The 24,793-nt window shown below is 44.1% G+C and carries 17 protein-coding genes and 2 pseudogenes; 3 read left to right on the top strand and 16 right to left on the bottom strand.

Annotation, left to right across the window (positions count from 1 at the left end; all coding sequences use genetic code 11):
* Positions 1 to 6: 6 nt before the first annotated feature.
* Positions 7 to 573, top strand: coding sequence for a class I chromate reductase YieF (gene yieF, locus AABJ99_RS23740; protein ID WP_039020324.1), 567 nt, complete (start codon positions 7 to 9; stop codon positions 571 to 573).
* A 55-nt stretch (positions 574 to 628) separates the two neighbouring features.
* Here the strand turns inward: yieF and adeP are convergent, their stop codons facing one another.
* Complete coding sequence (gene adeP, locus AABJ99_RS23735) at positions 629 to 1,966, bottom strand: adenine permease AdeP (protein ID WP_032304110.1); 1,338 nt, start codon at positions 1,964 to 1,966, stop codon at positions 629 to 631.
* A 167-nt stretch (positions 1,967 to 2,133) separates the two neighbouring features.
* Here adeP and yieH point away from each other — a divergent pair, with 167 nt between their 5' ends.
* The gene (yieH, locus tag AABJ99_RS23730) at positions 2,134 to 2,799 is read left to right on the top strand and encodes a 6-phosphogluconate phosphatase (protein ID WP_039020325.1); all 666 of its coding nucleotides are present in this window, start codon (positions 2,134 to 2,136) and stop codon (positions 2,797 to 2,799) included.
* Positions 2,800 to 2,935: 136 nt separating this feature from the next.
* Here yieH and AABJ99_RS23725 read toward each other — a convergent pair whose 3' ends face one another.
* A complete protein-coding gene (locus tag AABJ99_RS23725) occupies positions 2,936 to 5,338 on the bottom strand; it encodes a type III effector (RefSeq protein ID WP_338387465.1) in 2,403 nt (800 codons plus the stop codon).
* 297 nt (positions 5,339 to 5,635) lie between these two features.
* On the opposite strand from AABJ99_RS23725, the gene AABJ99_RS23720 reads away from it, so the two are divergent.
* The gene (locus AABJ99_RS23720; protein WP_039020327.1) at positions 5,636 to 6,823 is read left to right on the top strand and encodes a pentapeptide repeat-containing protein; all 1,188 of its coding nucleotides are present in this window, start codon (positions 5,636 to 5,638) and stop codon (positions 6,821 to 6,823) included.
* A gap of 469 nt (positions 6,824 to 7,292) precedes the next feature.
* On the opposite strand, the pseudogene AABJ99_RS23710 reads toward AABJ99_RS23720, so the two are convergent.
* The 14 genes and pseudogenes from AABJ99_RS23710 to AABJ99_RS23645 form a co-directional block, all read right to left on the bottom strand.
* Positions 7,293 to 9,676 (bottom strand): annotated as a pseudogene (locus AABJ99_RS23710) (type III effector protein).
* A pseudogene (locus AABJ99_RS23705) lies at positions 9,643 to 9,790 on the bottom strand (hypothetical protein). The pseudogenes AABJ99_RS23710 and AABJ99_RS23705 overlap by 34 nt, the downstream one beginning before the upstream one ends.
* A 427-nt stretch (positions 9,791 to 10,217) precedes the next feature.
* Complete coding sequence (phoU, locus tag AABJ99_RS23700) at positions 10,218 to 10,943, bottom strand: phosphate signaling complex protein PhoU (protein ID WP_000377789.1); 726 nt, start codon at positions 10,941 to 10,943, stop codon at positions 10,218 to 10,220.
* A gap of 14 nt (positions 10,944 to 10,957) precedes the next feature.
* Complete coding sequence (gene pstB, locus AABJ99_RS23695; protein ID WP_000063126.1) at positions 10,958 to 11,731, bottom strand: phosphate ABC transporter ATP-binding protein PstB; 774 nt, start codon at positions 11,729 to 11,731, stop codon at positions 10,958 to 10,960.
* A gap of 90 nt (positions 11,732 to 11,821) precedes the next feature.
* Positions 11,822 to 12,712 carry a phosphate ABC transporter permease PstA gene (pstA, locus tag AABJ99_RS23690; protein WP_001251991.1) on the bottom strand — a complete coding sequence of 297 codons (891 nt, stop codon included), beginning with the start codon at positions 12,710 to 12,712 and terminating at the stop codon, positions 11,822 to 11,824.
* The gene (gene pstC / locus AABJ99_RS23685) at positions 12,712 to 13,671 is read right to left on the bottom strand and encodes a phosphate ABC transporter permease PstC (protein ID WP_000741620.1); all 960 of its coding nucleotides are present in this window, start codon (positions 13,669 to 13,671) and stop codon (positions 12,712 to 12,714) included. Before pstC ends, pstA begins: the two co-directional genes overlap by 1 nt.
* A gap of 85 nt (positions 13,672 to 13,756) precedes the next feature.
* Positions 13,757 to 14,797: a phosphate ABC transporter substrate-binding protein PstS gene (gene pstS, locus AABJ99_RS23680; RefSeq protein WP_000867152.1), complete on the bottom strand. Its 1,041-nt coding sequence runs from the start codon at positions 14,795 to 14,797 to the stop codon at positions 13,757 to 13,759.
* 247 nt (positions 14,798 to 15,044) lie between these two features.
* The gene (locus tag AABJ99_RS23675) at positions 15,045 to 16,118 is read right to left on the bottom strand and encodes a fimbrial protein (RefSeq protein ID WP_039020329.1); all 1,074 of its coding nucleotides are present in this window, start codon (positions 16,116 to 16,118) and stop codon (positions 15,045 to 15,047) included.
* A gap of 9 nt (positions 16,119 to 16,127) precedes the next feature.
* A complete protein-coding gene (lpfC-O113, locus tag AABJ99_RS23670) occupies positions 16,128 to 18,647 on the bottom strand; it encodes a long polar fimbrial usher protein LpfC-O113 (RefSeq protein ID WP_039020330.1) in 2,520 nt (839 codons plus the stop codon).
* A 24-nt stretch (positions 18,648 to 18,671) separates the two neighbouring features.
* Positions 18,672 to 19,403 carry a long polar fimbrial chaperone LpfB-O113 gene (gene lpfB-O113 / locus AABJ99_RS23665; RefSeq protein ID WP_000088103.1) on the bottom strand — a complete coding sequence of 244 codons (732 nt, stop codon included), beginning with the start codon at positions 19,401 to 19,403 and terminating at the stop codon, positions 18,672 to 18,674.
* Between the two features lie 47 nt (positions 19,404 to 19,450).
* Positions 19,451 to 20,023, bottom strand: a complete 573-nt coding sequence (gene lpfA-O113, locus AABJ99_RS23660) for a long polar fimbria major subunit LpfA-O113 (RefSeq protein ID WP_000827822.1) — start codon at positions 20,021 to 20,023, stop codon at positions 19,451 to 19,453.
* A gap of 306 nt (positions 20,024 to 20,329) precedes the next feature.
* The gene (gene glmS, locus AABJ99_RS23655; RefSeq protein ID WP_039020331.1) at positions 20,330 to 22,159 is read right to left on the bottom strand and encodes a glutamine--fructose-6-phosphate transaminase (isomerizing); all 1,830 of its coding nucleotides are present in this window, start codon (positions 22,157 to 22,159) and stop codon (positions 20,330 to 20,332) included.
* A 161-nt stretch (positions 22,160 to 22,320) separates the two neighbouring features.
* Positions 22,321 to 23,691, bottom strand: coding sequence for a bifunctional UDP-N-acetylglucosamine diphosphorylase/glucosamine-1-phosphate N-acetyltransferase GlmU (gene glmU, locus AABJ99_RS23650; protein ID WP_000933745.1), 1,371 nt, complete (start codon positions 23,689 to 23,691; stop codon positions 22,321 to 22,323).
* Positions 23,692 to 23,966: 275 nt separating this feature from the next.
* Complete coding sequence (locus tag AABJ99_RS23645) at positions 23,967 to 24,665, bottom strand: Bax inhibitor-1/YccA family protein (RefSeq protein ID WP_000008757.1); 699 nt, start codon at positions 24,663 to 24,665, stop codon at positions 23,967 to 23,969.
* Positions 24,666 to 24,793: the final 128 nt, after the last annotated feature.

Genomic DNA, 24,793 nt, shown 5'->3' with positions numbered 1-24,793 from the left:
GTCATCATGTCTGAAAAATTGAAGGTGGTTACGTTACTGGGAAGCCTGCGCAAAGGCTCATTTAATGGCATGGTTGCACGTACCTTGCCGAAAATTGCTCCTGCTAGCATGGAAATCAATGCATTACCTTCCATTGCCGACATTCCCCTGTATGACGCTGATGTACAGCAGGAAGAAGGTTTTCCCGCAACGGTAGAAGCTATGGCGGAGCAGATCCGTCAGGCTGACGGTGTGGTGATCGTCACGCCGGAATATAACTACTCGGTACCGGGCGGGCTGAAAAATGCCATCGACTGGCTTTCCCGCCTGCCGGATCAACCGCTGGCCGGTAAACCGGTGTTGATTCAGACCAGCTCAATGGGTGTGATTGGCGGCGCGCGCTGTCAGTATCACCTGCGCCAGATTCTGGTTTTTCTCGATGCAATGGTGATGAACAGGCCGGAATTTATGGGCGGCGTGATTCAGAACAAGGTTGATCCGCAAACCGGAGAAGTGATTGATCAGGGAACGCTGGATCACCTGACCGGACAATTGACCGCATTTAGCGAGTTTATTCAAAGGGTAAAACGCTAAATAAAAAACCCGCCTGCGGTAGCGCGTGGCGGGTTTTTTTAACGAACTATCGGTTTTAGTGAGCGTCGATAAATACAATCTTCAGGATAAACAGCAGCGCAACGATGATTACGCACGGGCTTAGATCACGCAGACGTCCGGTACCGATTTTCATCACGCAGTAGGAGATAAAGCCCAGTGCGATACCTTCGGTAATCGAGAAGCTGAACGGCATCATCACGGCGGTAATAAACGCTGGAACGGATTCGGTAAGATCCTGCCAGTTCACGCGAGCAAGACTTGAGGTCATCAACACGCCAACGTAAATCAGCGCGCCAGCTGCGGCATATCCCGGCACCATTCCCGCCAGCGGCGACAGGAAGATAACCAGCAGGAACAGCAGACCAACAACCACTGCCGTCAGACCGGTACGACCGCCAACAGAAACGCCGGAAGAGGACTCAATATACGCCGTAACAGAAGAAGTACCGATAAACGAACCGGTCACGGAAGAGATACTGTCGACATACAGCGCCTGCTTCATGCGCGGGAATTTACCTTTCTCATCCGCCAGACCTGCTTTATCGGTCACGCCAATCAGCGTACCGGAGGAGTCAAACAGGTTGACCAGCATGAAAGAGAAAATCACCCCTGCCAAACCGAGGTTAAACGAACCGGCTAAATCGACATGACCCACTACTGTCATTACGCTCGGTGGCGCAGACACGATGCCGTTGTAGTGCACATCACCCAGCATCCAGCCCAGCAGCGTCGTCACCACAATAGAAACCAGCACCGCCGCGTGAATATTGCGCGAGGCCAGAATAGCGATGATGAAGAAGCCGAGGATACCCAGCAGCACGCTGTGAGAAGTCAGGTTACCGATGCTCACCAGCGTTTCGGGATTCGCGACAATCACGCCCGCGTTTTTCAGCCCCATCATGCCAATGAACAGGCCGATACCGCTGGTGATGCCCACACGCAGACTTACCGGAATGTTAGCAATCATCCAGTAGCGAATGCGGAAAACTGTCAGTAACAATAGACCAATCGCGCCCCAGAAGATTGCGCCCATCCCGACCTGCCACGGCAAGCCCATCGCCTGTACAACCACAAAAGCGAAGAATGCGTTCAGGCCCATTGCTGGTGCCAGTGCAACTGGCAGATTAGCAAACAGTCCCATCAGAATGCTGCCAAATGCAGCAATCAGACAAGTGGTGACGAAGACGGCGCTGGTGTCCATGCCAGCAACGCCAAGAATTTGCGGGTTAACAAAAACGATGTAAACCATCGTCAGGAAGGTGGTAAAACCGGCGATCACTTCGGTCCGAGCCGTCGTTCCATGTTCGCGCAGTTTAAACACGCGTTCCAGCATCCCCTGACCAGAAGCCTGGGTTGTGTGTTGTTGACTCATTATCTATTTCCGAACTAAGGAGGGAAAATCCGTCGCTATCGTATACCAAAATGAGACAATATGGACGGCTGAAGATAACTTTTTTTCATTGTATTTGCTTATACGGCAACGATTGCGTTGTGCAAATTTGCATGACGAAAACGTTAAACTAACGATAAAGGAAAGACATGTCCCAGATAGAAGCGGTATTTTTCGACTGCGACGGTACGCTGGTCGATAGCGAGGTCATTTGCTCTCGCGCCTATGTCACGATGTTCAGGGAATTTGGCATTCATGTTGACCTGGAAGAGATTTTTACCCGTTTTAAAGGCGTAAAACTCTATGAAATCATCGATATCATCAGTAAAGAGCAGGGCGTGACGATGGTCCAGGCCGATGCAGAGCACGTTTACCGCGCAGAAGTCACCCGCCTGTTTGATAGCGAACTAGAGGTCATCACGGGAGCGAACGAATTGCTGGCGAGCGTTAACGTGCCGATGTGCGTGGTTTCTAATGGCCCGGTGAGCAAAATGCAGCATTCGCTTGGTAAGCTCAATATGCTGCACTACTTCCCGGAAAAACTGTTCAGTGGTTACGACATTCAGCGTTGGAAGCCTGACCCGGCATTAATGTTCCATGCGGCAAAAGCGATGAATGTGAACGTTGAAAACTGCATTCTGGTCGATGACTCCAGCGCCGGTGCGCAATCAGGAATCGATGCCGGAATGGAAGTGTTTTACTTCTGCGCTGACCCGCACAATAAACCAATCGTTCACCCTAAAGTCACCACCTTTACCGAGCTGGGGCAGCTGCCTGCGCTCTGGAAGGCACGCGGCTGGGATATAGCGCGTTAATTGCTCCGAACTTTAACCCTTACACATCAGTCACGCTGGTTTGAGATAAAGACTACCAAGTGTCTGATGAGTAAGCGTATGTTTCCCTTTCAAAAATTTATGTCGTTATTCGTCCAGTCAATCACTCTCTGCTTAGCTAAGCCTGGGTTATATTTTTCACAATATCGGGATATTTATCGAACCATGTAATAATATTCAAGATTATTTCACTGAGTTTTTTATACTTTTTATATTTTTTCTCCCGACTATAATTTTGAACAATATCCTGGTAAGTTCGTATTTCATCATCTATTTTATCAATATCAATCTTAAAGTTATTTAATTTTCTTTGTATATCATTACGCGTCAAATTATCTTTGTTTTCACTAACTAGTTGTGCTTTCTCTTTCACAATTTTATTATGTTCTTTTGTTAATTCGTTAATTTTTTGCAATATGTCCTCGTAACCTTCATTGGACTCTTTTACTTCCTGATAATATTTGGTTAAACTTTCCTTGTTAATTTTAAATATATCTGCTAAATTTTGAAAATCGAAAGCAAAATTATTGAGTGCTGAGTCGTAAAGTTCTTTAAAAGATTTTATTTTTTCTAGTTGTTTTTTTAGCTCTATTTTGTCTATATCAACATCGTCAAATAGGTGGACAAGATCTTTAAATTTGAAATTTAAATTTCTATCAAATTGGTTATGAGACTCTTGCCTTTCTTTTCGGATAAATTCTTCTGAATATTTAAGATCTTCTTGTGCATTTGACTGCGAAGTTTTTTCTTTTATGACAGATTCAACAAAGTTAATTCTGTCACGTCCCATCATATTGTTAATGATATGTTGTGCCCTACCATGCATATCTTTGAAGATAAAAAAATTAGCTTTTTCAATATCAAAAGAAAATTCCTCTTTAAACGATCCATTTTCATTATAGAGTGCGGCTAAAAACGACTGTAATTCTGCAAATGCTTTTTCATATATTAGCCGAGTATTTGGCAAGGATTTTTCAAGTTCCCCTATGTCTTTATATAGAGCATCTGCCTGATTTATGAAATTAGGTATTTGTTCTTTACTTATAGCTCCATCTATATTCATATAAATGTATTTTTTATCGGTAAGACTACCTTGTGAATAAATTGTAGCAGAATCGATAGCACAGCCTTCGAGTCTGTCCTCTCTGTAACAATAGCCCAGATCCGCCCCGTGCAAACGACTATTTTTAAAGAAAATGTTATTATTCTCTGTATTTTCATTGCTATATGAAGAGTTAATACCTTTATTAATATTGTCTGCACATTTAATAAAATTATCATCTAACTTAAGAGTTCTCGATCTTCTTTCAATGCGATCAGAAAAATACTCAACGGGGTTAAACATATATTTACCTGAACCAGCTTCACCAAGACCACTGTTTATTTTAATATGGTTCAAAGTACAATTATTAAATACTATCCCATGATCCCTCCCCCTGATGTAATTATTATTAGACTTGTTGAATGAGTTTGCCAAAAATTTCATTCCAGGAGCTTCAAGTCCTGTGATATCACAGTTATAAAAATGACTCAGAAGTATACTCGATCCAGGACAACTACCTCCCTGAATTGTACAGTCTTGAACAAAAGACTGCATAAAGAGATAAGCCCCTAATTTTTCTTGGATATTGACGGGTTGTTTAACGGTGTAGACTTGAGACGTCTCACAACTATATTGTTTTATTTCGCATTTAGAAATAAAACAACCTTTAAACATACCTATTATTGATTTTTCATTTCCTGACTCTGCAGTTTTTTCATTAGGATCATAAAAATGTATGTTGTTGAACTTACAATCTTCGAAATAACAATTTTCAAAAACTGGGCCTTCAAGGGTCGGAGTTTCTATATTTCCTGAAAAAGTTACATTTTTAAAACTACAATATTTTAATGAATTTAATACATCTTTAGGCAACGAAGTTAAATTGATAGTTGTATCAAAAATAGGAATTTTATTTTTAATCAGCGTCGTAAGTTTTACAGCATTATCAGAAAACTTTAATCTCTTCATGGGAGAATTATCAAAATGTAAATCATCAAGATAGTTATCAAGAGTGAATCTTTCAGAAAAAACTTGATGCTTATCGGCCTCATTTACAGTCTCCCCCGTGTAGAGATTAAAAGATCTACACACAACCACTTCATTATTTTCATTTGTGGTAAAATCTGTAGTAGTACTAAATCGCCATTGTTCTTCTGTTTTGGCCAGAGATTTAATATTCTTGAACATCTCCGCTTTATTATCATTTTTTGTCACAAATTCGTAAATAAAGGCTTTAACTTGTTTAATATTTGATCCGGGAAAAAGATCGAGAATAAACTCCCACAGTGTACGTTTTTTAAATAATGCCCCATTACCATCCAGAATATTTTCAATATCCTTAAAATTTACATCGTATTTCTTATTATTAATATCTAAAGTAACCTTGTCAGAATATCCGTTATGCTTATGCTTCTCATTTTTCACTTCTGAAAAGGGATTAGTATTTATAAGAACATCTGATCTTAATTTAGCAACCATAAATCCTCCGATGTGCAATATTGGGGTGTTTAAAAATAACGACATCTAGATTGTTAATTAACACTACCGCTAGCCAGGTTAGCAACAAGTGTTACTTATATTACCAGTGAATACTGTAAAAAATAGCTCATTTCCCTCGATTTAATCCAGGGTGTTTACCCTGGATTCCCAATTTTTATGCATAACGAACCATCCCTCAGGTAAACCGCAATATCCGAAAATGAGCGATTTTTTATAGCTGGTTATATTGTCAATGTTAGAATAAAGAGATTTTATTAAATTTTATCAAGGTGATTTATGGATAATCTTATTGGCACACCACCAAACCACGCAGTTCCCCATAAGTATATAGACATGGAGCAAATGGAATATTTATGTCATATCAATCGTTTTTCTAAAATACCTGACGATTTTTTGATAACTGGTCAGAGAGAGGACCTTTTTACATACAAATATGTTTTAGATGGCTCTTTTTCAAATTTACAGCATTTACTTCCCAAAGGACAACTACAGAAGATACAACAGAGATTAAGTTCTCTTATTGACAAAAATAAGTTCCATTGTTTTCATATTTTTTTATTAAAACTATGCTCAATTGAAAATATTCCAGTCCCAAATGCCGATTACGCTTTCTTTGATGACGAAATGCCATTGACATTAACTGATGAACAGATCGAAAATATTTCTTTTTTAAACGCATATCACAAAGAAAAGAAAGAAAACAACGACATTGTTACATTTGATTTCATGAGCGCTGATCACCACCATAATTTTAGCACAACCATAGCTTTAACAAATGATAGCTTCCATATATCTTCAATAAACAATCATAACTCACAGGTTATATTCGATGAAAACATCCATTTACATCCCTATGAATTACCAGAATCATCACAATGGTGTTATCAGTTAATAAAAAACATGATTTCTTTACATTGCAGATATAATAACAATTTCAAAATAAAAAAAACCTTTTGTTTTGATTTTAAAAATAAATCTTTTTGTAATGCCAGGTTGCAATATATAACGTTTATTGCATGTTTATTTTCACATGCAAACATGAAATATTCGACATTTCATGATGTTAACCTTGATATGTGTGAGATAAAGAATTGCAATTTTGACAATTCAGAGATGAATTTCATTTCGTGCGTCGGGACAAATTTTAGCGGTTCTACATTTAACAATGTAAAAACAACAACAGCGCAACTAATTAAGACACCAACAAAGTGGACGAATAATACTCTAAAATATTGGTTCTCCAGTTGTAATAAACGTAATATCATCTTCACTTTTAATACAATATCTGATAGAAATATGAAATTAAAAGGTATCAAGGATATATTACTGTCGTTGGTTGACCAAAAAGTCAATATTTATAGTGTAAGGCAAGAGCTTCTGGATTTTCTTAATAATGATTTATATAAAAATAATGGAGAGATTCTCTCTTATAAAGAATCAATAATGTTGTTTTGTGCTGTGTAGCCGAAAAATAGATGATTCAGATTAACTACCGCACTCTATGTTGTGTTTATATCCATGTCAGGTAACAGGTCATTTGTGAATCCTGACACCAGACTATGACTATCGCCCAGGGATAATCCACAACCGCTGGAAGTAGTCTCATTTCTGCAGGATAAAACCGTAGAGTGCGATTGCGATGAATAATAAATACAGGCTTATTATTCCAGTCTTTTTTATTGCGTTGGTTGTTTCAAATGGCTCGGTTAGTAAAATGCACCATTCGCTCGGAAAACTCAACATGTTGCACTCTTATACGCCGTCTGGAAAAGGCGTAGGAGTGGTATAACCATTTAATCGCCTCCCAACGTCAACGCTTACACATCAGCGACACTGGTTTAATTAAAGCATACCAAATTTCTGATGAGTAAGCGTCTTTTCGTATAACCTCATTGTCACAGGAACGACTTGATCCGTTTATTTATTCGCCATGTTATTCAGTATCAATTTTCTTAATAGCTTTCACCATATTTTCATTTTCTTTTAGCCAACTCCTGATATTTTGAACTACATCATTAAGTGTATTTTCTTGTTGATACTCTTTCTCCAATCTCTCTGTTTCATCCTTAAGATGTAGAATCTCTTTACTTATATTTGGTATTTTTCCATCTATCACCTTTATTATCCCCTTAATCTCATTAATTCTTTCCGCATCTTTTTTATCTTTATTGTCTTTATTATTTAAGTAAAAATCCTCTTTAATCAATTGATCCTTAGTATCGACTAAATCATTTCTTTCGACAATAAGTTTGGCATATTTGTCTTTTATATCGCCATAATTTTCCTTATTATAGTCATTATTTTTCTCAATTACCCACCGTAAGTATTGCTCAATGCCAGAGAATAAATCGACTTTATCATCTACATATTTTGATACTTTTCTATAATCCCTATAATTTATTTTCGTTCTTTCCTTAAATTCATTCAATGCTAAAAAAATCTTTTGCATTTTATCAAAACTATCATCTTTATGATTTTTATTATATTCTTTGTAAATATTTCGCAAATCATTAAAATCAAAGTGGAAGTGAAATGTTTTGCTGTTTGAAATAGCAGAACGATTTATTTTTAAATAGTTACGTTGATCGTAAGGTCTTTGCCAAAAGAATCCAGTATAGAGCTTATGCATGAAATTCACTTTATCAATATCTATTTCATTGGCTATATCTTTTTCTATATTGTACAAAACTTTTAATATAATATACTGGATAGCTTCACCATTAAGTTGATATTTTTTCCTTCATCATCAAGATTGAAGCGCCCCAGCTTGACCAACAAAGATTGTAAATATAATAGTTCCTTTTGGTAATGACTTTCCGCATCCTTGCCATAATTATTAAATTCTTCTACCCATGAATTAATTTCCATTAAATTTTTCATGAAATCTGAAATGCCATTTTCAGCTATAGCTCCTTTCATGTCCATATAAACAGGAATTCTAATCTGGGTGTTCGCAGCAAGATTACCACTTAACCAAGTGGTTAAATGATCAATAGCACAATCATCCAATTTAATTCCATTGATTGACTCGCCCAAACAAGTTTTAAGTAAATTGCAATTACTAAGTTTTAAATATTTATCTATATCATCAGCAACGTATTTATCATTTATATAACGACCGCCACTCATATTAGGGAAAAGATTAACGTAGATAAGGTTTGAAATGTGTTTATCCAGATTAAGTTTACCTCCATCCTTTTTGAAATACTCTCTGGGATCAAAATCCAGTAAATCTTTGCGAATTCCATTTCGCTTGTATGTCATATCAGAGGAGCTAAAATCACAATTATAAAAATGATTATCATATTTTAATTCACATTTATATTTGTGATAAAACGAAGTCCCTATGAAATCCATTTCAGCACCATTAAGCTTTGCTATTTTACAACATAACAAACTGCTTGCAATAACACTTGCATTTTTACACACTCCATCCTGAAGAGTACACTCATCTACAAATGACTGCATAAACAGATATGCACCAACTGGCTTACCCACATTGGGATCTTGATTTACAGAGTATATTTTTGATGTATCTATGTTAAAATTTTTTATTTCACATCGATACAGAAAACACTCTTTAAACACGCCGTAAATAGGTATTTCATTATTTGGTTTTACTCGATACCTGGAGCTAACAAGTGACACATTCTCAAAAATACAGTCCTCAAAAAAACAATTTCCAAATACTGAACCATTAAGATTTTCGTAAGATATAGCACCAGTGAATGTCACTTTTTTAAAGTTACAATATTTTAGAGATGCCAGGGCTTCTTTTTCCAGCGCAGATAAATCGATTGTGATATTTTCAAAGGGGATTTTATTTTTTAAATATACGCTAAGCTTTTCATTATCATTTGGGAACTGTATTTTCAGCATCCCTGATTGAAAAGCCTTCTGATCAAAATGAATATCATGCTTATAAATATCCAAGCTGAGTTCTTCAGAAAATAAAGAACGCATTGTGTTTTTTTCAGCATCATTATGATAATCTTGCGCATTAATATTTATATTAAATACTCTACTAACAATAATGTCTTTATTTTCATCTACAGTAAATTCTGTAGTCGTATTAAAGCGCCATTGTTGATCTTGATCGGCGAGAGATTTAACTCTATTAAACATCTCAACTTTATCATCAGTTTTCGTCACAAAATCTACAATGGCTTGTTTAGCCTCCTTAATATGAGACATGGGAAAAAGATCGAGTATAAACTCCCAAAGACTTCGTTTAAGAAAAGATTGACTATCACCAGCTAAAATATTTGTTATATCTTTATGAGTTACTGAATACTTACCCACATCATCAAGAGACAAACCAATTTTTCCTGAATATTTTTGCGTTCTATTTTTTTCATTCAGATTTTCATCTGGCATTTTAGTCAGAGTAGCAAATTTATCTGTAACTGTACTATATGATGATATAGCCATAATCATTTCTCCTGAACACAATATTTATTCGCCCGCTCACAATACATAACCGTTTTGTATAAAAAAGAACACTTTGGTGTTGTTTTGATACGATTATGACTAAACCACCTATGAATACTGTAAAAAATCGCTCATTTTTTATGTTCCGATATAGGGCTTTTACCCTGGTTTTTTTGTTTTCTTTTCCATTTTCTGTGCGGGTAACGATATAAATGAAAGGAATAACAAAAAAAATTTTATAACGGGGCACTACATTAAAAGTAAAATAATTCAAATGAAATAATATATTTGCATTGCACTGGGGAGAGTTTCGAGGTGAGTTTGTGTGGCAATATTTCAAGGAGAAAGTTTATCAGCCCGGTAACTATGTATGACCGGGCTGATTGCCAGATGCGGCGTAAAAGCCTTATCTGACCTACAGTTAGCGTTACTCTTTCGGGTCTTTTCCCGCCAGCAGTTTATCCAGCTCATCACCGCCTACATGACGGAAATCCTGACCTTTCACGTAGTAGAAGATGTATTCACAAATATTCTGGCAGCGGTCGCCGATACGTTCGATAGAACGTGCACAGAACAGCGCGGTAAGGACACTTGGAATAGTCCGCGAATCTTCCATCATGTAGGTCATCAGTTGACGAACAATACCTTCGTACTCCTGATCGACTTTTTTATCTTCCCGATAAATTCGCACCGCTTCGTCAATATCCATCCGCGCGAACGCGTCCAGCACATCATGCAGCATCTGGATAGTGTGACGCCCCAGTGATTCCAGACTTACCAGCAATGGCTGATGCTGCTGGGAAAATTTCTCCAGCGCAGTACGGCAGATTTTGTCCGCCACGTCACCAATACGCTCCAGCTCGGCAATGGTTTTACTGATTACCATCACCAGACGCAGGTCGCTCGCCGTCGGCTGACGTTTGGCGATAATGCGCACGCAGGCTTCATCGATCGCCACTTCCATCATGTTGACGTTCTTGTCGCCTTCGATGACGCGCTTCGCCAGATCGCTGTCCTGGTTATGCATCGCGGTGATTGCATCAGAAAGCTGCTGCTCCACCATGCCGCCCATGGTCATCACCTGCGTGCGGATGCTTTCCAGTTCGGCGTTGAACTGGCCGGAAATATGTTTATTAAGATTGAGACTGTCCATAACGCACTCCTGAATCAACCGTAACGACCGGTGATGTAGTCTTCTGTTTGTTTCTTCGCTGGCTTGGTGAACAGATCGTCCGTGTTGCTGAACTCAATCAATTCGCCCAGGTACATAAACGCCGTGTGGTCGGAACAACGCGCAGCCTGCTGCATGTTGTGGGTGACGATCACTACGGTGTAATCCTGCTTCAGTTCGGTGATCAGCTCTTCAATACGTCCGGTAGAGATAGGGTCGAGCGCCGAACACGGTTCGTCGAGCAGCAGCACTTCCGGGCGAATGGCGATACCACGCGCAATGCACAGACGCTGTTGCTGACCACCAGAGAGAGAGTAACCGCTCTGGTGCAATTTATCTTTGGTTTCGTTCCACAATGCGGCTTTGGTCAATGCCCACTGCACGCGCTCGTCCATATCCGCACGGGAGAGCTTCTCAAACAGACGAACGCCAAAGGCGATGTTGTCGTAGATGGACATAGGGAACGGCGTCGGTTTCTGGAACACCATGCCCACTTTCGCACGCAGCAGGGCGATATCCTGAGTGTTAGTCAGGATGTTGTCGCCATCGAGCAGAATCTCACCTTCCGCACGCTGCTCCGGATACAGTTCAAACATTTTGTTGAAAGTACGCAGCAGCGTCGATTTACCGCAGCCAGACGGCCCGATAAACGCCGTAACCTGGTTTTTGGCGATATCCAGGTTGATGTTTTTCAGGGCATGGAATTTGCCGTAGTAGAAGTTCAAATTACGAACCTGAATTTTACTCGGGGCAGTTTCAACCATACTCATTGCAATCTTTTCCTCATCGTGCCTGATGCACTTCGCTAATCAGGCTTACCGTAGGCCGGATAAGGCGTTCACACCGCATCCGGCAAAGTGTTAACCGTGTTTATTCTTCGCAAAAACAACGCGCGCCAGAATGTTCAGCAGCAGGACGCACAGGGTAATAATCAACACCCCGGCCCAGGCCAGTTGTTGCCATTCCGCAAACGGGCTCATCGCAAACTTAAAGATCGTCACCGGCAGGTTGGCGATCGGCTGCATCATGTCCGTGCTCCAGAACTGGTTGGAGAGCGCGGTAAACAGCAGCGGCGCGGTTTCACCGGCAATACGGGCAATCGCCAGCAGGATACCGGTCATAATCCCGGACACCGACGCTTTCAGCGTAATCGCGGAGATCATCTTCCACTTCGGCGTACCCAGCGCATAAGCCGCTTCACGCAGGCTGTCCGGCACCAGTTTCAGCATGTTCTCGGTGGTGCGGATAACAATCGGCACCTGCAACAGCGCCAGCGCAATTACACCAGCCCAACCAGAGAAGTGCTCCATTTGCGCCACCACGATGGTGTAAACAAACAGACCAACCACAATCGACGGCGCGGAGAGCAGAATGTCGTTAATGAAGCGAATCACTTCTGCCAGCCAGGACTTACGGCCATATTCCGCCAGATAAATCCCCGCCATAATGCCCAGCGGCGTACCGAATACCGTAGCCCACAAAATTAACAAGCCGCTACCTGCCAGGGCGTTCGCCAGACCACCGCCTTCCGTATTTGGCGGCGGCGTCATTTCAGTGAACAGCGCCAGCGACATACCGTCGATACCGCGGGTGATGGTGGACATTAAAATCCAGATCAGCCAGAACAGGCCGAAGGCCATCGTCGCCATTGAGAGCGTCAGTGCAATACGGTTCTTGAGGCGGCGACGCGCCTGCATTTTGCGGCGGGATTCTGCCAGCGCCGCAGTGGTTTGCATTTCAACCATAGCCATTAGCGTGCCCCCTCATTCTTAGCCAGGCGCATAATCATAAACTTCGATGCGGCGAGGACGATGAAGGTAATCACAAACAGGATCAGGCCCAGTTCCATCAGTGCGGCAACGTGCAGACCGGATTCCGCTTCCGCAAATTCGTTCGCCAGCGCAGAGGTGATACTGTTGCCCGGCATGTACAGCGAGGCGCTGTCGAGCTGGTAGGTGTTACCGATGATAAAGGTCACCGCCATGGTTTCACCGAGCGCGCGCCCCAGACCCAGCATGATGCCGCCGATAACCCCATTTTTGGTGAACGGAAGAACGATACGCCAGATAACTTCCCAGGTGGTGCAGCCGATACCGTAGGCTGACTCTTTCATCATCACCGGGGTTTGTTCGAATACATCGCGCATTACCGCTGCAATGTACGGAATAATCATGATGGCGAGGATCACGCCTGCCGCAAGGATACCGATACCAAAGGCCGGGCCGGAGAACAGCGCGCCAACAATCGGGATATTAGACATGATATTGCCGACCGGCTCCTGGAAGTAAACGGCGAACAGTGGCGCGAAGATAAACAGGCCCCACATGCCGTACACGATACTTGGAATGGCTGCCAGCAACTCAATGGCGATACCCAGCGGGCGCTTCAGCCAGCCAGGCGCAAGCTCGGTCAGGAACAGGGCGATACCGAAACTCACCGGGACGGCGATCAGCAGCGCGATAAACGAGGTCACCAACGTACCGTAGATCGGCACCAGCGCCCCGTAGATATCGTTCGGCGCATCCCACTCTTTGGTCCACAGGAAAGCCAGACCAAATTTCTGAATGCTCGGCCAGGAGGAGATGATCAGAGAGACAATAATGCCACCCAACATCAATAGCACAATCAGCGCCGCCAGTTTTACCAGCACGCTGAAAATTATGTCGCCCTTTTTACCCGGTGGGTTAAAAGCAGGCTTGGTTGCAGCCATAAGTTACTCTTCAGTTAAACGCGTTTACAAAGTCATTTTGTAATGCCGGATAAGCCGTTAATGCCTTATCCGGCATGGTGTTTTATTAGTACAGTGGCTTGCCGCTACTGTCTTTAATATTGGTCTTCCACGCAGCGCGAACTTGTTCAACTACGCTATCCGGCAGGCTGGCGTAATCCAGGTCGTTAGCCTGTTTAGCCCCTGTTTTGTACGCCCAGTCGAAGAACTTCAGCACTTCTACACCCTGCTCAGGTTTCTTCTGATCTTTGTGGACCAGAATGAAGGTGGTAGAAGTGATAGGCCATGCATCTTCGCCTTTCTGGTTGGTCAGATCCTGAGCGAATGTTTTGCTCCAGTCTGCGCCTTTTGCTGCATTAGCGAAGTTTTCTTCGGTCGGACTAACCGGTTTACCATCAGCGGAGATCAGTTTGGTGTACGCCAGGTTGTTCTGCTTAGCGTAAGCATATTCAACGTAACCAATTGCACCCGGCAGACGCTGAACGAACGCGGCGATACCGTCGTTACCTTTACCGCCCAGACCGATTGGCCATTTTACGGTAGAGCCAGTACCAACGTTGTTTTTCCATTCTTCGTTCACTTTCGCCAGGTAGCTGGTGAAGACGAAGGATGTCCCGGAGCCATCTGCACGGCGCACTACAGCAATGTTCTGTGAAGGCAGTTTCAGACCCGGATTCAGTTTGGCGATGGCTTCATCATCCCACTTTTTGATTTTGCCCAGGTAGATGTCGCCGAGGGTTTTACCATCCAGCACCAGTTCGCCAGATTTTAGCCCCGGAATGTTAACCGCCAGCACCACGCCGCCAATTACGGTCGGGAACTGGAACAGACCTTCCTGAGCCAGTTTTTCGTCAGACAGCGGCGCGTCAGAAGCACCGAAATCAACGGTGTTGGCGATAATCTGTTTTACGCCGCCGGAAGAACCGATACCTTGGTAGTTAACTTTATTACCGGTTTCTTTCTGGTAAGTGTCAGCCCATTTGGCATACACCGGCGCAGGGAAGGTTGCACCTGCACCTGTCAGGCTTGCTTCTGCAAACACAGAGAAAGCGCTCATCGATAAGGTCGCGGCGACAACAGTTGCGACGGTGGTACGCATAACTTTCATAATGTCTCCTGGGAGGATTCATAAAGCATTGTTTGTTGGCTACGAGAAGCAAAATAGGACAAACAGGTGACAGTTATATGTATGGAATATGACAGTTTTATGACACAACGAGATTTATGCGTAATTTATTGATTTTTATAACCAGACAAAAAGAAAACTCATGTCATCTTTTTGTCATGTCATGTGCAAATAGGTTAGAAAGAGGTGTCTGATGACAACGGTGCGAGGAGCACCGTTGTCAGTTTGATTAGCGAACAATTTCGAGTGTGATTGTTGCCGTAGCAGTAAATGTTCCAGGCGCGGGTCGTGCACCAGTGAGGCTCGCAGGAGCAGCAGAAAAAGTCACGCTGCCAGCTTTATCACCATAAACGCTTGTTGCTCCCATATCAGTTGACAATTCGCCACCGTTCACGTTGATTTCCCTGTTATTTTTATCGTAGATTTTTATCCCTACATTCGGGTTTGATGTTACAACCATTGAATTGTCGCTACTGGATTCAGTAGCGTAAAAAGAGGTCGTGATCTCATCCTTATTCAGTATTCCCAAATTTACACACTCAATGGTGACAGTTCTGGTGATCTTACTCGCTGACACAGCACTCCCGACAACAGATGAAAAATCTGAGGCTGGAATAGTACTAAAATCAAAATTAATAGGCTGTAAACTATTGATTTCACAACTTTGTGGTGCAGTAATGTCTCCACGAATATAAACCTCAGCCATCGGTTTAGAATAATCAACCGGTGTATCACGACTGATCGTTCCATACAACTTTGCGATAAGTATTTCGGGAATCATTAACTTTCCTGCAAATGGCTTTTTGATATAAAAATAAATCTGAGCCTTAGCGCCACTGGAAATGTTTAATGCCTCCTTTCGACCGCAATTATACTTTGTGTTCCCACCGGGATTATTAGCATGATACTCGAATGGTGCATTAACAAACCCCACACCCAAAAGATCGATTGCTATGCCGGTATCAAGATGAGGGTTAAGATTATAGTAATTTAAATTAGAATGAGCCCCAGCATAACTTAAGGCTTCATTCATTCTTGCTGTATAGTAAATGTAGGGAAACTCACCGACCGTTCCTGTATCACAGTAACAGCGTCCCGGATAAGACTGACCATTAGTGACTATTTTATTAAATATGGTCCCCGCTTTATTCTGACCTGCGCTGATAACGGTCCCTGTAAAATCCAGTGTACTATGAAAAACGCCATTATCAGGAGTACAGATACCTTTAGGAGCCGCAAGCGTCGTACTCGTGTAAAAAATGGCAACAATAGAAAAACACCACACCAGAATATTATTTTTCATAAAAAACCTTTATTTACAGGTGACACTCTGTTCAATTAAACCATTCTCATTTTCTGGTACTGAAAGTGAGTAGCCAAAGGTACATTTCGTGACGGCGTCTCCTCCCCAGGATAAAGTGACCTGCCCTTTATCTGACAGACCCGAGAGATAAAGCTCACCAGAATCACCGACTATTCCTGAATCGGCGGTACTTGCGTTTTGAACTGAGGCAATGGCGCCAAAAGGTGCCGGTTTACCATTTGCATTTACCACTCTGAAGAGAACGCGGTAACCCACATGCGTCACAAACTCCGCTTTAACCACCGCGCCGCGGGTAGGAACCATCGTAACGACGGTATTATCGAGTTCAACATTCGACTTAGAGAAATAGTTGTCGCTGATCGCTACCCGGTTTTCATCATAAGGATTTAGCTGTGTCTTAACCGTGTAACCACGCCAGTCTGTTGCCGCCCCGCGCATATTATCAATTTCCAGACCTGCGGCTCCCGGTGCTTTAATAAGAGCGATGGTTTCACCCAGTTCCTGGCTGAACGTTACCCCTTCACTGTGCGCCAGAATGCCCCCCCGGATACCATAATTGAGTCGCTGAGAATTTTGGCTGTAGTTATAACTGCCGTTTAACGTGCCGTAGGTACCGTCATAGGTCAGCGACATATTACCGCCTACTTGATCATCGCTGCTGTTATAGGACTGCATGAGATTCCAGGAGAGATTATTTTTCTCCAGCGCCGTACCGCTTAGGCCAAGTTGATGCGAGCTACCAGAATCATCATTTTGCGATACCGAATAGGTGGCATAACTATTTCCCCACCAGCCCGATAAAGGAACTGATAAAGAGAGCATGTAGATTTGTTCGCTGGTGTTATCACTGGCCTGACTATTACTCGTCCCTTGCCGGGCCGTATTGGAATAACTCCATGAGACGTTCCACGAGAGGCGCTTCCAGCTACTGCTGTAACCAAATTGGATTAATCGTTCGACATCATCTGTATGCCAATACTGCTGGCGGCTTAATGTCAGGTATAAATTGCCATAATCTCTGCCCAGCGATTGCGTTAACGTTCCTTCCACACGACTGCGGCGGTTTCCGGTTTGCCAGAAATCTTCCGGACTATTTTGCCGGGAGGCCCATTCATTGAGGGTATAATAGCCTTCGGTGGAATAACGATAGCCAACCAGGCGTAAGCTGGTGTCTGTATCGTCAAAACGTTTTGAATACAGAAAACGATATGATTGACCCGTTTCCGTATCATCAGCAAATTTCGCTCTGGCATGTGTTACATCTAAGGAGATGGCTCCCAGAGAACCGAGATCTTTACCTACCCCCAAAGCAACAGAACCATACTTTTCAGCAGCCTGTACGCCGCCATACAAGGTAAAACCGTGGGGCAAGCCATGAAGGATCTGTGCCTGAAGCACGTCAGGAGTAAAACCATCCTCATCGCGCAGTTCCCCCACGCTAACATCTACATCGGTCTGACCTTCACGTTTGAGGATTGCCAGCGACGCATAAGGCTGGGTGAATCGTTGTTCACTACCATCTTCTTCCTTGATAGTTACATCCAGGTCGCCGCCTGAGCTGGCAGTATTGAGGTCGGTGATTTCAAAGGCGCCTTGTGGCACGGCTGACTGATAAATTACGTAGCCGTTCTGCCGAATGATGACGGTGGCGTTGGATTTTGCAATCCCACGAACCACTGGCGCGAAGCCATTCTGGCTGGAGGGTAACATATCTTTATCAGTATATAGTCGTGCACCACGGATTTGCGTGCTGTCAAAAATATCGCTCGCCGTCCACGTATCGCCGATCATAATCTGGCTTCTTAACGCAGCAATATCACGTTGTATCCAGGTACTGATAGAGTTGTATTCCGCACGACCATCGGTGGTGTTTAAGGTGCTGTAATTGCGTAGTCGCCACGGCCCAATATTGAGTCCGTTACGCAAGTTGAGATAACTGGTATCGGTCTCCTGAGAGCTGTAATCCGAGCGCAGGGTATGTGAACCGGAAAAATCGTAGTTGATAGTCAGTGCGTTAATTCCCTCATCCCAACGCGTGGGGCTTATGTAATCGTAAGCCATCGCATCCATATAGATCTGGGGAATGGTGATATTCAGTTGCAGCTTATCGCTGTCCAGTTGCCAGGTTGAGCCTTCAATGAGTGGTGCAGGGTCAATACAGGCCTTGTCATCCACCTTATTGAGCGCTTTCAGCGCGTCAACTTTTACGCCAAAGGAAGTCAGCGTTTTTTTAACCGCGACAAAGCAAGCGTGCAGATCGGCATCAGGGTTATCCTGAACAAAAGTCACATCCTGACGCTCGAACATTTTGCCATTGATAAAAATATCAACACTGTAGACGCCGGGAGGTATGTGATTCGCTTTGTTAAACTGGCGAATATCGACTCCGGATTGATGGTCTATTTCCAGCAGCGCCGGATTAAATACACTGACCTCGGCCATCAGGCTTTGCGAGAAAACGAGACACGTCCCTGCCGTCAGACCAACCGCTATTCTGGTCGTAACCATAATTCGCCTATCCTTATGCAATGCTTACAACGCTTGCTTTATTGGCTCGCTTATCGCGCCGTAGTCATTAATAAATCGCCAGGTCATTTGGCTACCCGAAGAATTAGCAGGCAACGGTAATGTGAGCGTCTCGAAAGGTCGGATCATGTTGAGAGGCACATCATGGCCATCAACAATGACATCCATCACGCTGATATGAATCGGGTTAGGGTTCTCAGCAATAAGATTTCGGCCTTCCCGATGCCACTTCACCTTTGGTGCGGCATTTTCGGGAATCATGCGGATAGATGCCGGTCTCCAGAAAAGCTTAATTCGCGTTTTAACGGCGATTTCCAGCGAATTCGCTTCTTTGTTGCTCGCAGAGGGCGGAATGTTTTTGATATTTAGCCAGAAGACAGACTCACGATCCTCTGGTAATGACAAACCTTTGGTGTGGACGATACGTAATATTTTTTCTTGTGCGGGTTCTAACCGTGATACCGGAGGAATAACAATAAATGGCGCTTTAGTTTTATCATCTTTATTAAATGGGTCCACCCATGCCTGGATGAGATAAGGAATTTTTTCTTCCTTACTAAATACAGAAATAGATTTATCTGCATTATTGCTCGCATAAACGACTCGTGTACCACCAATAACAACACCAGCATAGGTTAATGCTGGCCGGAATAAAAAGGCGCTTAGTAGCATGATATATAATAAGTTATGCGAAATTATTGCTTTAAAGAGCCTGATTAAACAACTTTTTCTGGACATAACGACTCCCTGGCCAAAGCCAACTGAATAAAAAGGCTCTGAATTAATTATTTCTTATATTCGATGGTAAATTGTGAATCCGCGTTCGCCGTACCCGCCGTTACGGTCGCATTGGTAGCAACATAGCGTGCAATAAACTTCATTTCAGCCTTGCCTTCACCGTCGATAGCGGTATAGGCGGAGTCGTTATAGAGTTTAACCTGAGAGTTATCGGACTGGTTAAATATACGGATGCCGACGCCAGTAGCAACTATTGCAGCGCCTGTGCCAGTATAATCACCCGGATCACTCGCTGTAATAGGTGAACCTACTTTCAGATCACCGTCTCCGCCAGGTGCTTCGGTACCATCAAAACGAACGGCTGCCTCAGTATAGGTTGACGGACATTTTTCCAGTTTAATACTAAATTGCTGTGGTGACGCCAGGCTGCCTACTCCTGAAAACGCACTTTTGTTGACCTTACCAAGAGGAACAGTTTGATCGGCGGTATCGGAAGTCACTTCACATGTGCTATCGACAATTTCACCGACAAAGTGAACAACGCCATCTTCTGCAAGTGCATTTCCGGCTAACATTAAAGATGCCAGCGTAAGTGCACCACCAATAATATTACGTTTCATACGAACTCCATTGATATAATATATCCTTCAGTCTAAATCATCACTTAAATTAATAAGTGTATTTATGATTCAGAGGCATAGTACACCAATGGGGTAGATTTATCTAAAAATAATATTAATTATGCGAAATTAAATATAAATTTATTATTTAAATATTATTAAAACAGTAAAAAATCAAGTGTATTATCGGACATCACCAATAATTCAGAATATATTTATATTAATTTTCGCATCAATAATAACCCACTGATACCCTTTATAAAAAAAAGGCCGCCCGTCGGCAGCCCTTTATATCAATGATGAAAATTACTCAACCGTAACCGATTTTGCCAGGTTACGCGGCTGGTCAACGTCGGTGCCTTTGATCAGCGCGACGTGATAAGCCAGTAACTGCAGCGGAACGGTGTAGAAGATCGGTGCAATCACCTCTTCCACATGCGGCATCTCGATGATGTGCATGTTATCACTGCTCACAAAACCAGCATCCTGATCGGCAAAGACATACAACTGACCGCCGCGCGCGCGAACTTCTTCAATGTTGGATTTCAGTTTTTCCAGCAGTTCGTTGTTCGGTGCGACGACGATAACCGGCATATCCGCGTCAATCAGCGCCAGCGGACCGTGTTTCAGTTCGCCTGCTGCGTAGGCTTCTGCATGAATATAAGAGATCTCTTTCAGCTTCAATGCGCCTTCCAGCGCGATTGGGTACTGATCGCCACGGCCCAGGAACAGCGCGTGGTGTTTGTCAGAGAAATCTTCTGCCAGAGCTTCAATGCGTTTGTCCTGAGACAGCATCTGCTCAATACGGCTCGGTAACGCCTGCAGACCATGCACGATATCATGCTCAATGGAGGCATCGAGACCTTTCAGGCGAGACAGCTTCGCCACCAGCATCAACAACACGGTTAACTGAGTGGTGAATGCTTTGGTGGACGCCACGCCAATTTCCGTACCCGCATTGGTCATCAGCGCCAAATCGGATTCACGTACCAGCGAAGAGCCAGGAACGTTACAGATTGCCAGCGATCCAAGGTAACCCAATTCTTTTGACAGACGCAGACCCGCCAGGGTATCCGCGGTTTCGCCAGACTGCGACAGAGTGATCATCAGGCTGTTACGACGCACGGCTGATTTGCGATAGCGGAATTCAGAGGCGATTTCAACATCGCACGGAATACCTGCCAGCGCTTCAAACCAGTAGCGGGAAACCATACCGGAGTTGTAAGAAGTACCACAGGCGAGGATCTGAATATGCTCAACCTTCGACAGCAGTTCGTCGGCGTTCGGTCCCAGCTCGCTCAAATCAACCTGACCGTGGCTGATGCGCCCGGTAAGGGTGTTTTTGATCGCGTTCGGCTGTTCGTAGATCTCTTTCTGCATGTAGTGGCGGTAAATACCTTTATCGCCCGCGTCATATTGCAGATTGGATTCGATATCCTGACGTTTCACTTCCGCGCCAGTTTTATCGAAGATGTTTACCGAACGGCGAGTGATTTCCGCAATATCGCCTTCTTCAAGGAAGATAAAGCGACGGGTCACTGGCAACAGCGCCAACTGGTCAGAAGCAATAAAGTTTTCGCCCATGCCCAGGCCAATCACCAGCGGGCTACCAGAACGAGCCGCCAGCAGGGTATCCGGGTGACGGGAGTCCATAATTACCGTACCGTACGCGCCGCGCAGTTGCGGAATAGCACGCAGAACAGCCTCACGCAGAGTACCGCCTTGTTTCAGTTCCCAGTTCACCAGGTGTGCAATCACTTCGGTGTCGGTTTCAGAAACGAAGGTATAGCCACGTGTTTTTAACGCTTCACGCAGCGGTTCATGGTTTTCGATGATGCCGTTATGCACCACCACAATGTGTTCAGAAACATGCGGATGCGCATTCACTTCTGAAGGTTCGCCGTGCGTCGCCCAGCGAGTGTGAGCAATCCCGGTGCCGCCATGCAGAGGATGTTCTTCCGCTGCCTGGGCCAGCATCTGGACTTTACCGAGGCGACGCAGGCGGGTCATATGACCTTCTGCATCTACAACCGCCAGACCGGCAGAGTCATATCCGCGGTATTCCAGACGACGTAAACCTTCAAGAAGGATTTCTGCTACATCACGTTGCGCGATCGCGCCAACAATTCCACACATAGTTTTTGATTCCGATTTATATCGTTGTCGGTCAACCTGTATGCCCGTTTTTCGGGCGCCCCGAGCCTTTGTAGAGAGTGGGGTTATTTTTATAGTTACTGCTTGTGGGCGGGAGATTATGTTATCTCCTCACCCCATATGGCCGGATTACCCAGCCAGAATTACTTTTTCTTTACCGGACGACGCCAGCCTTCTTTTTGCGACTGCGGCACACGGCTGATTGCCAGAGCATTTTCGCCAACATTACGCGTCACAGTTGTACCCGCAGCAATGGTTGCGCCTTTGCCTACCGTTACCGGGGCCACCAGCTGAGTATCGGATCCAACAAACACATCGTCGCCAATAATGGTTTTAAATTTATTGGCACCATCGTAGTTGCAGGTAATGGTTCCTGCGCCGATGTTGACGTTATCGCCAATTTCCGCATCCCCCAGGTAAGTCAGATGACCAGCTTTCGAGCCTTTACCCAGACGCGCTTTTTTCATCTCAACGAAGTTACCGACGTGTGCGCCTTCCAGCAACTCAGCACCAGGACGCAGACGGGCAAACGGGCCAATGGTACAGGCCGCTGCCAGATTCGCATCTTCCACAACGGTATACGGGCTAATTTCGCAATCATCGCCAATCACGCTGTTTTTAATCACGCAACCGGTGCCGATTTTCACGCGATTACCGAGAGTCACGTTGCCCTCGATGATAACGTTAGTATCAATTTCAACATCGCGCCCGTGAGTAAGCGTACCGCGCAGATCAAAACGCGCCGGATCGCGCAGCATAACGCCTGCTAACAGCAGTTTTTCAGCTTGTTCGGATTGATAAACACGCTCCAGACGCGAGAGTTGCAGGCGGTTATTCACGCCTTCTACTTCGCTTAAACGTTGCGGATGAACGGCAACGATTTCACGCCCTTCCTGATACGCCAGCGCAATAATGTCGGTGATGTAGTATTCGCCCTGCGCATTATTGTTGGTCAGTTTAGCCAGCCAGCGTTTCATATCTGCGCCGTTGGCGATCAGAATGCCGGTGTTGATCTCCTGAATCTGACGCTGCTCGTCGGTGGCATCTTTGTGCTCAACAATGCCGGTAACTTTGCCGTTTTCACGGGTGATACGTCCATAACCGGTCGGATCATCCAGTTTAACCGTCAGCAGACCAATGCCACCCTGCGGTTTCGCATCACGCAGGCGCTGGAGTGTTTCAACAGAGATCAGCGGCACGTCGCCGTAGAGCATTAAAATGTCTTCGTCATCGGCAAAAAAAGGTGCGGCTTGCTGCATTGCATGGCCCGTACCCAGCTGTTCTGCCTGAAGCACCCAGTTCAGGTTATCGTCTTTCAACGCCTGTTTAAGCAGATCGCCGCCGTGACCGTACACCAGGTGAACGTGCGCTGCGCCTAATTCATTCGCAGCATCAATGACATGCTGAACCATCGCTTTCCCGGCAAGGGTATGCAGCACTTTCGGAAGATCGGAATACATGCGCGTGCCTTTACCTGCGGCAAGGATCACTACGCTCATAGCATTATTCAACATACGCGTCCTGACTGTAATTTGAGAACGAATTTAAACCGCTTCACCTTGAAAAAACTACATTTTTTTCATCGTGAAATGGACAGAGGATAAATTGTTCAATAACGGATTATCCCCGCTAACGAAAGTGCCATTTTCGACCATCGTCACGCCTTTTGTCTGCAGAAAATTAAGGCAGTACCTTCATTTAAGCGTCAGGTGGATGTTTTTGCTCTTATTTCGATCAATGAATAAACGGGAAAACCAGCGAATAATTTCGCTGGTTTATACAAGCAGGGTTAATCGCGGGACATGAAAATGCGCAGAACATACCAGAACATGGTAGCAATAGAGGCGAAGAGATGTAGCGCCGCACCTGCCGGACGATCGGTAGGATAATGATGAATAATATTAGACGTGTCGTACAGCACGAAGCCAGCACACAACAGCACCATTGCCGCCGAGAACCAGACGCCCAGTGAGAATCCCATAAAAATGCTCGCGATAATGGCACCGAAAGCGATAAAGCCCGCCATGGTTAAAAACGAACGCATGAAAGAGAAATCTTTTTTGGTCGTGAAGGCAGTGAATGTCAGACCACCCACAAGCAGTGCTGTGGTGATGCCCGCCGCGCCAATAATTGCTGGATTAATATACGCTGCCAGTGTCAGTAAAGGTGCAAAAATTAACGCTTCTGCCAGTACGTATATCCCCAGTCCAATCAGTTGGGTCTGATTAGACTCCACATTATCTGCCAGACGAGTCGCCAGCATGCTGACCAGAATAAAAGCACCCAGCACCACCAGCCAACCAAACTGACCACTGTTCATCAGCACCCTAAGCATCATTTTGCCAAGCCCACTAAAGATAAACAGCGCGCTGAGAATGATGAACCCGACAACTGCCCCAGCCAGATGCATATAAGCACGGCGGATAAAGGTGGCGCGATCGGTCATCACAACCGGTTGGACACCTTCAAAAGACGTTTTAAAAGACATAGATATGATCCCTCATATAATTATAGAAATAATAATAACAACAGGGACGATATCACTATGGAGAAAAGGTGACAATTAACGACTTGGCAAGACGCTAACTTTTTGATGAATAATATAATTTTTGTATC

The sequence above is a fragment of the Escherichia coli genome, assembly GCF_036503815.1.
Taxonomy (GTDB): Bacteria; Pseudomonadota; Gammaproteobacteria; order Enterobacterales; family Enterobacteriaceae; genus Escherichia; species Escherichia coli_F.
The sequence above is the reverse complement of the archived record's forward strand: the minus strand, read 5'-3'. Positions and strand labels throughout refer to the sequence as shown.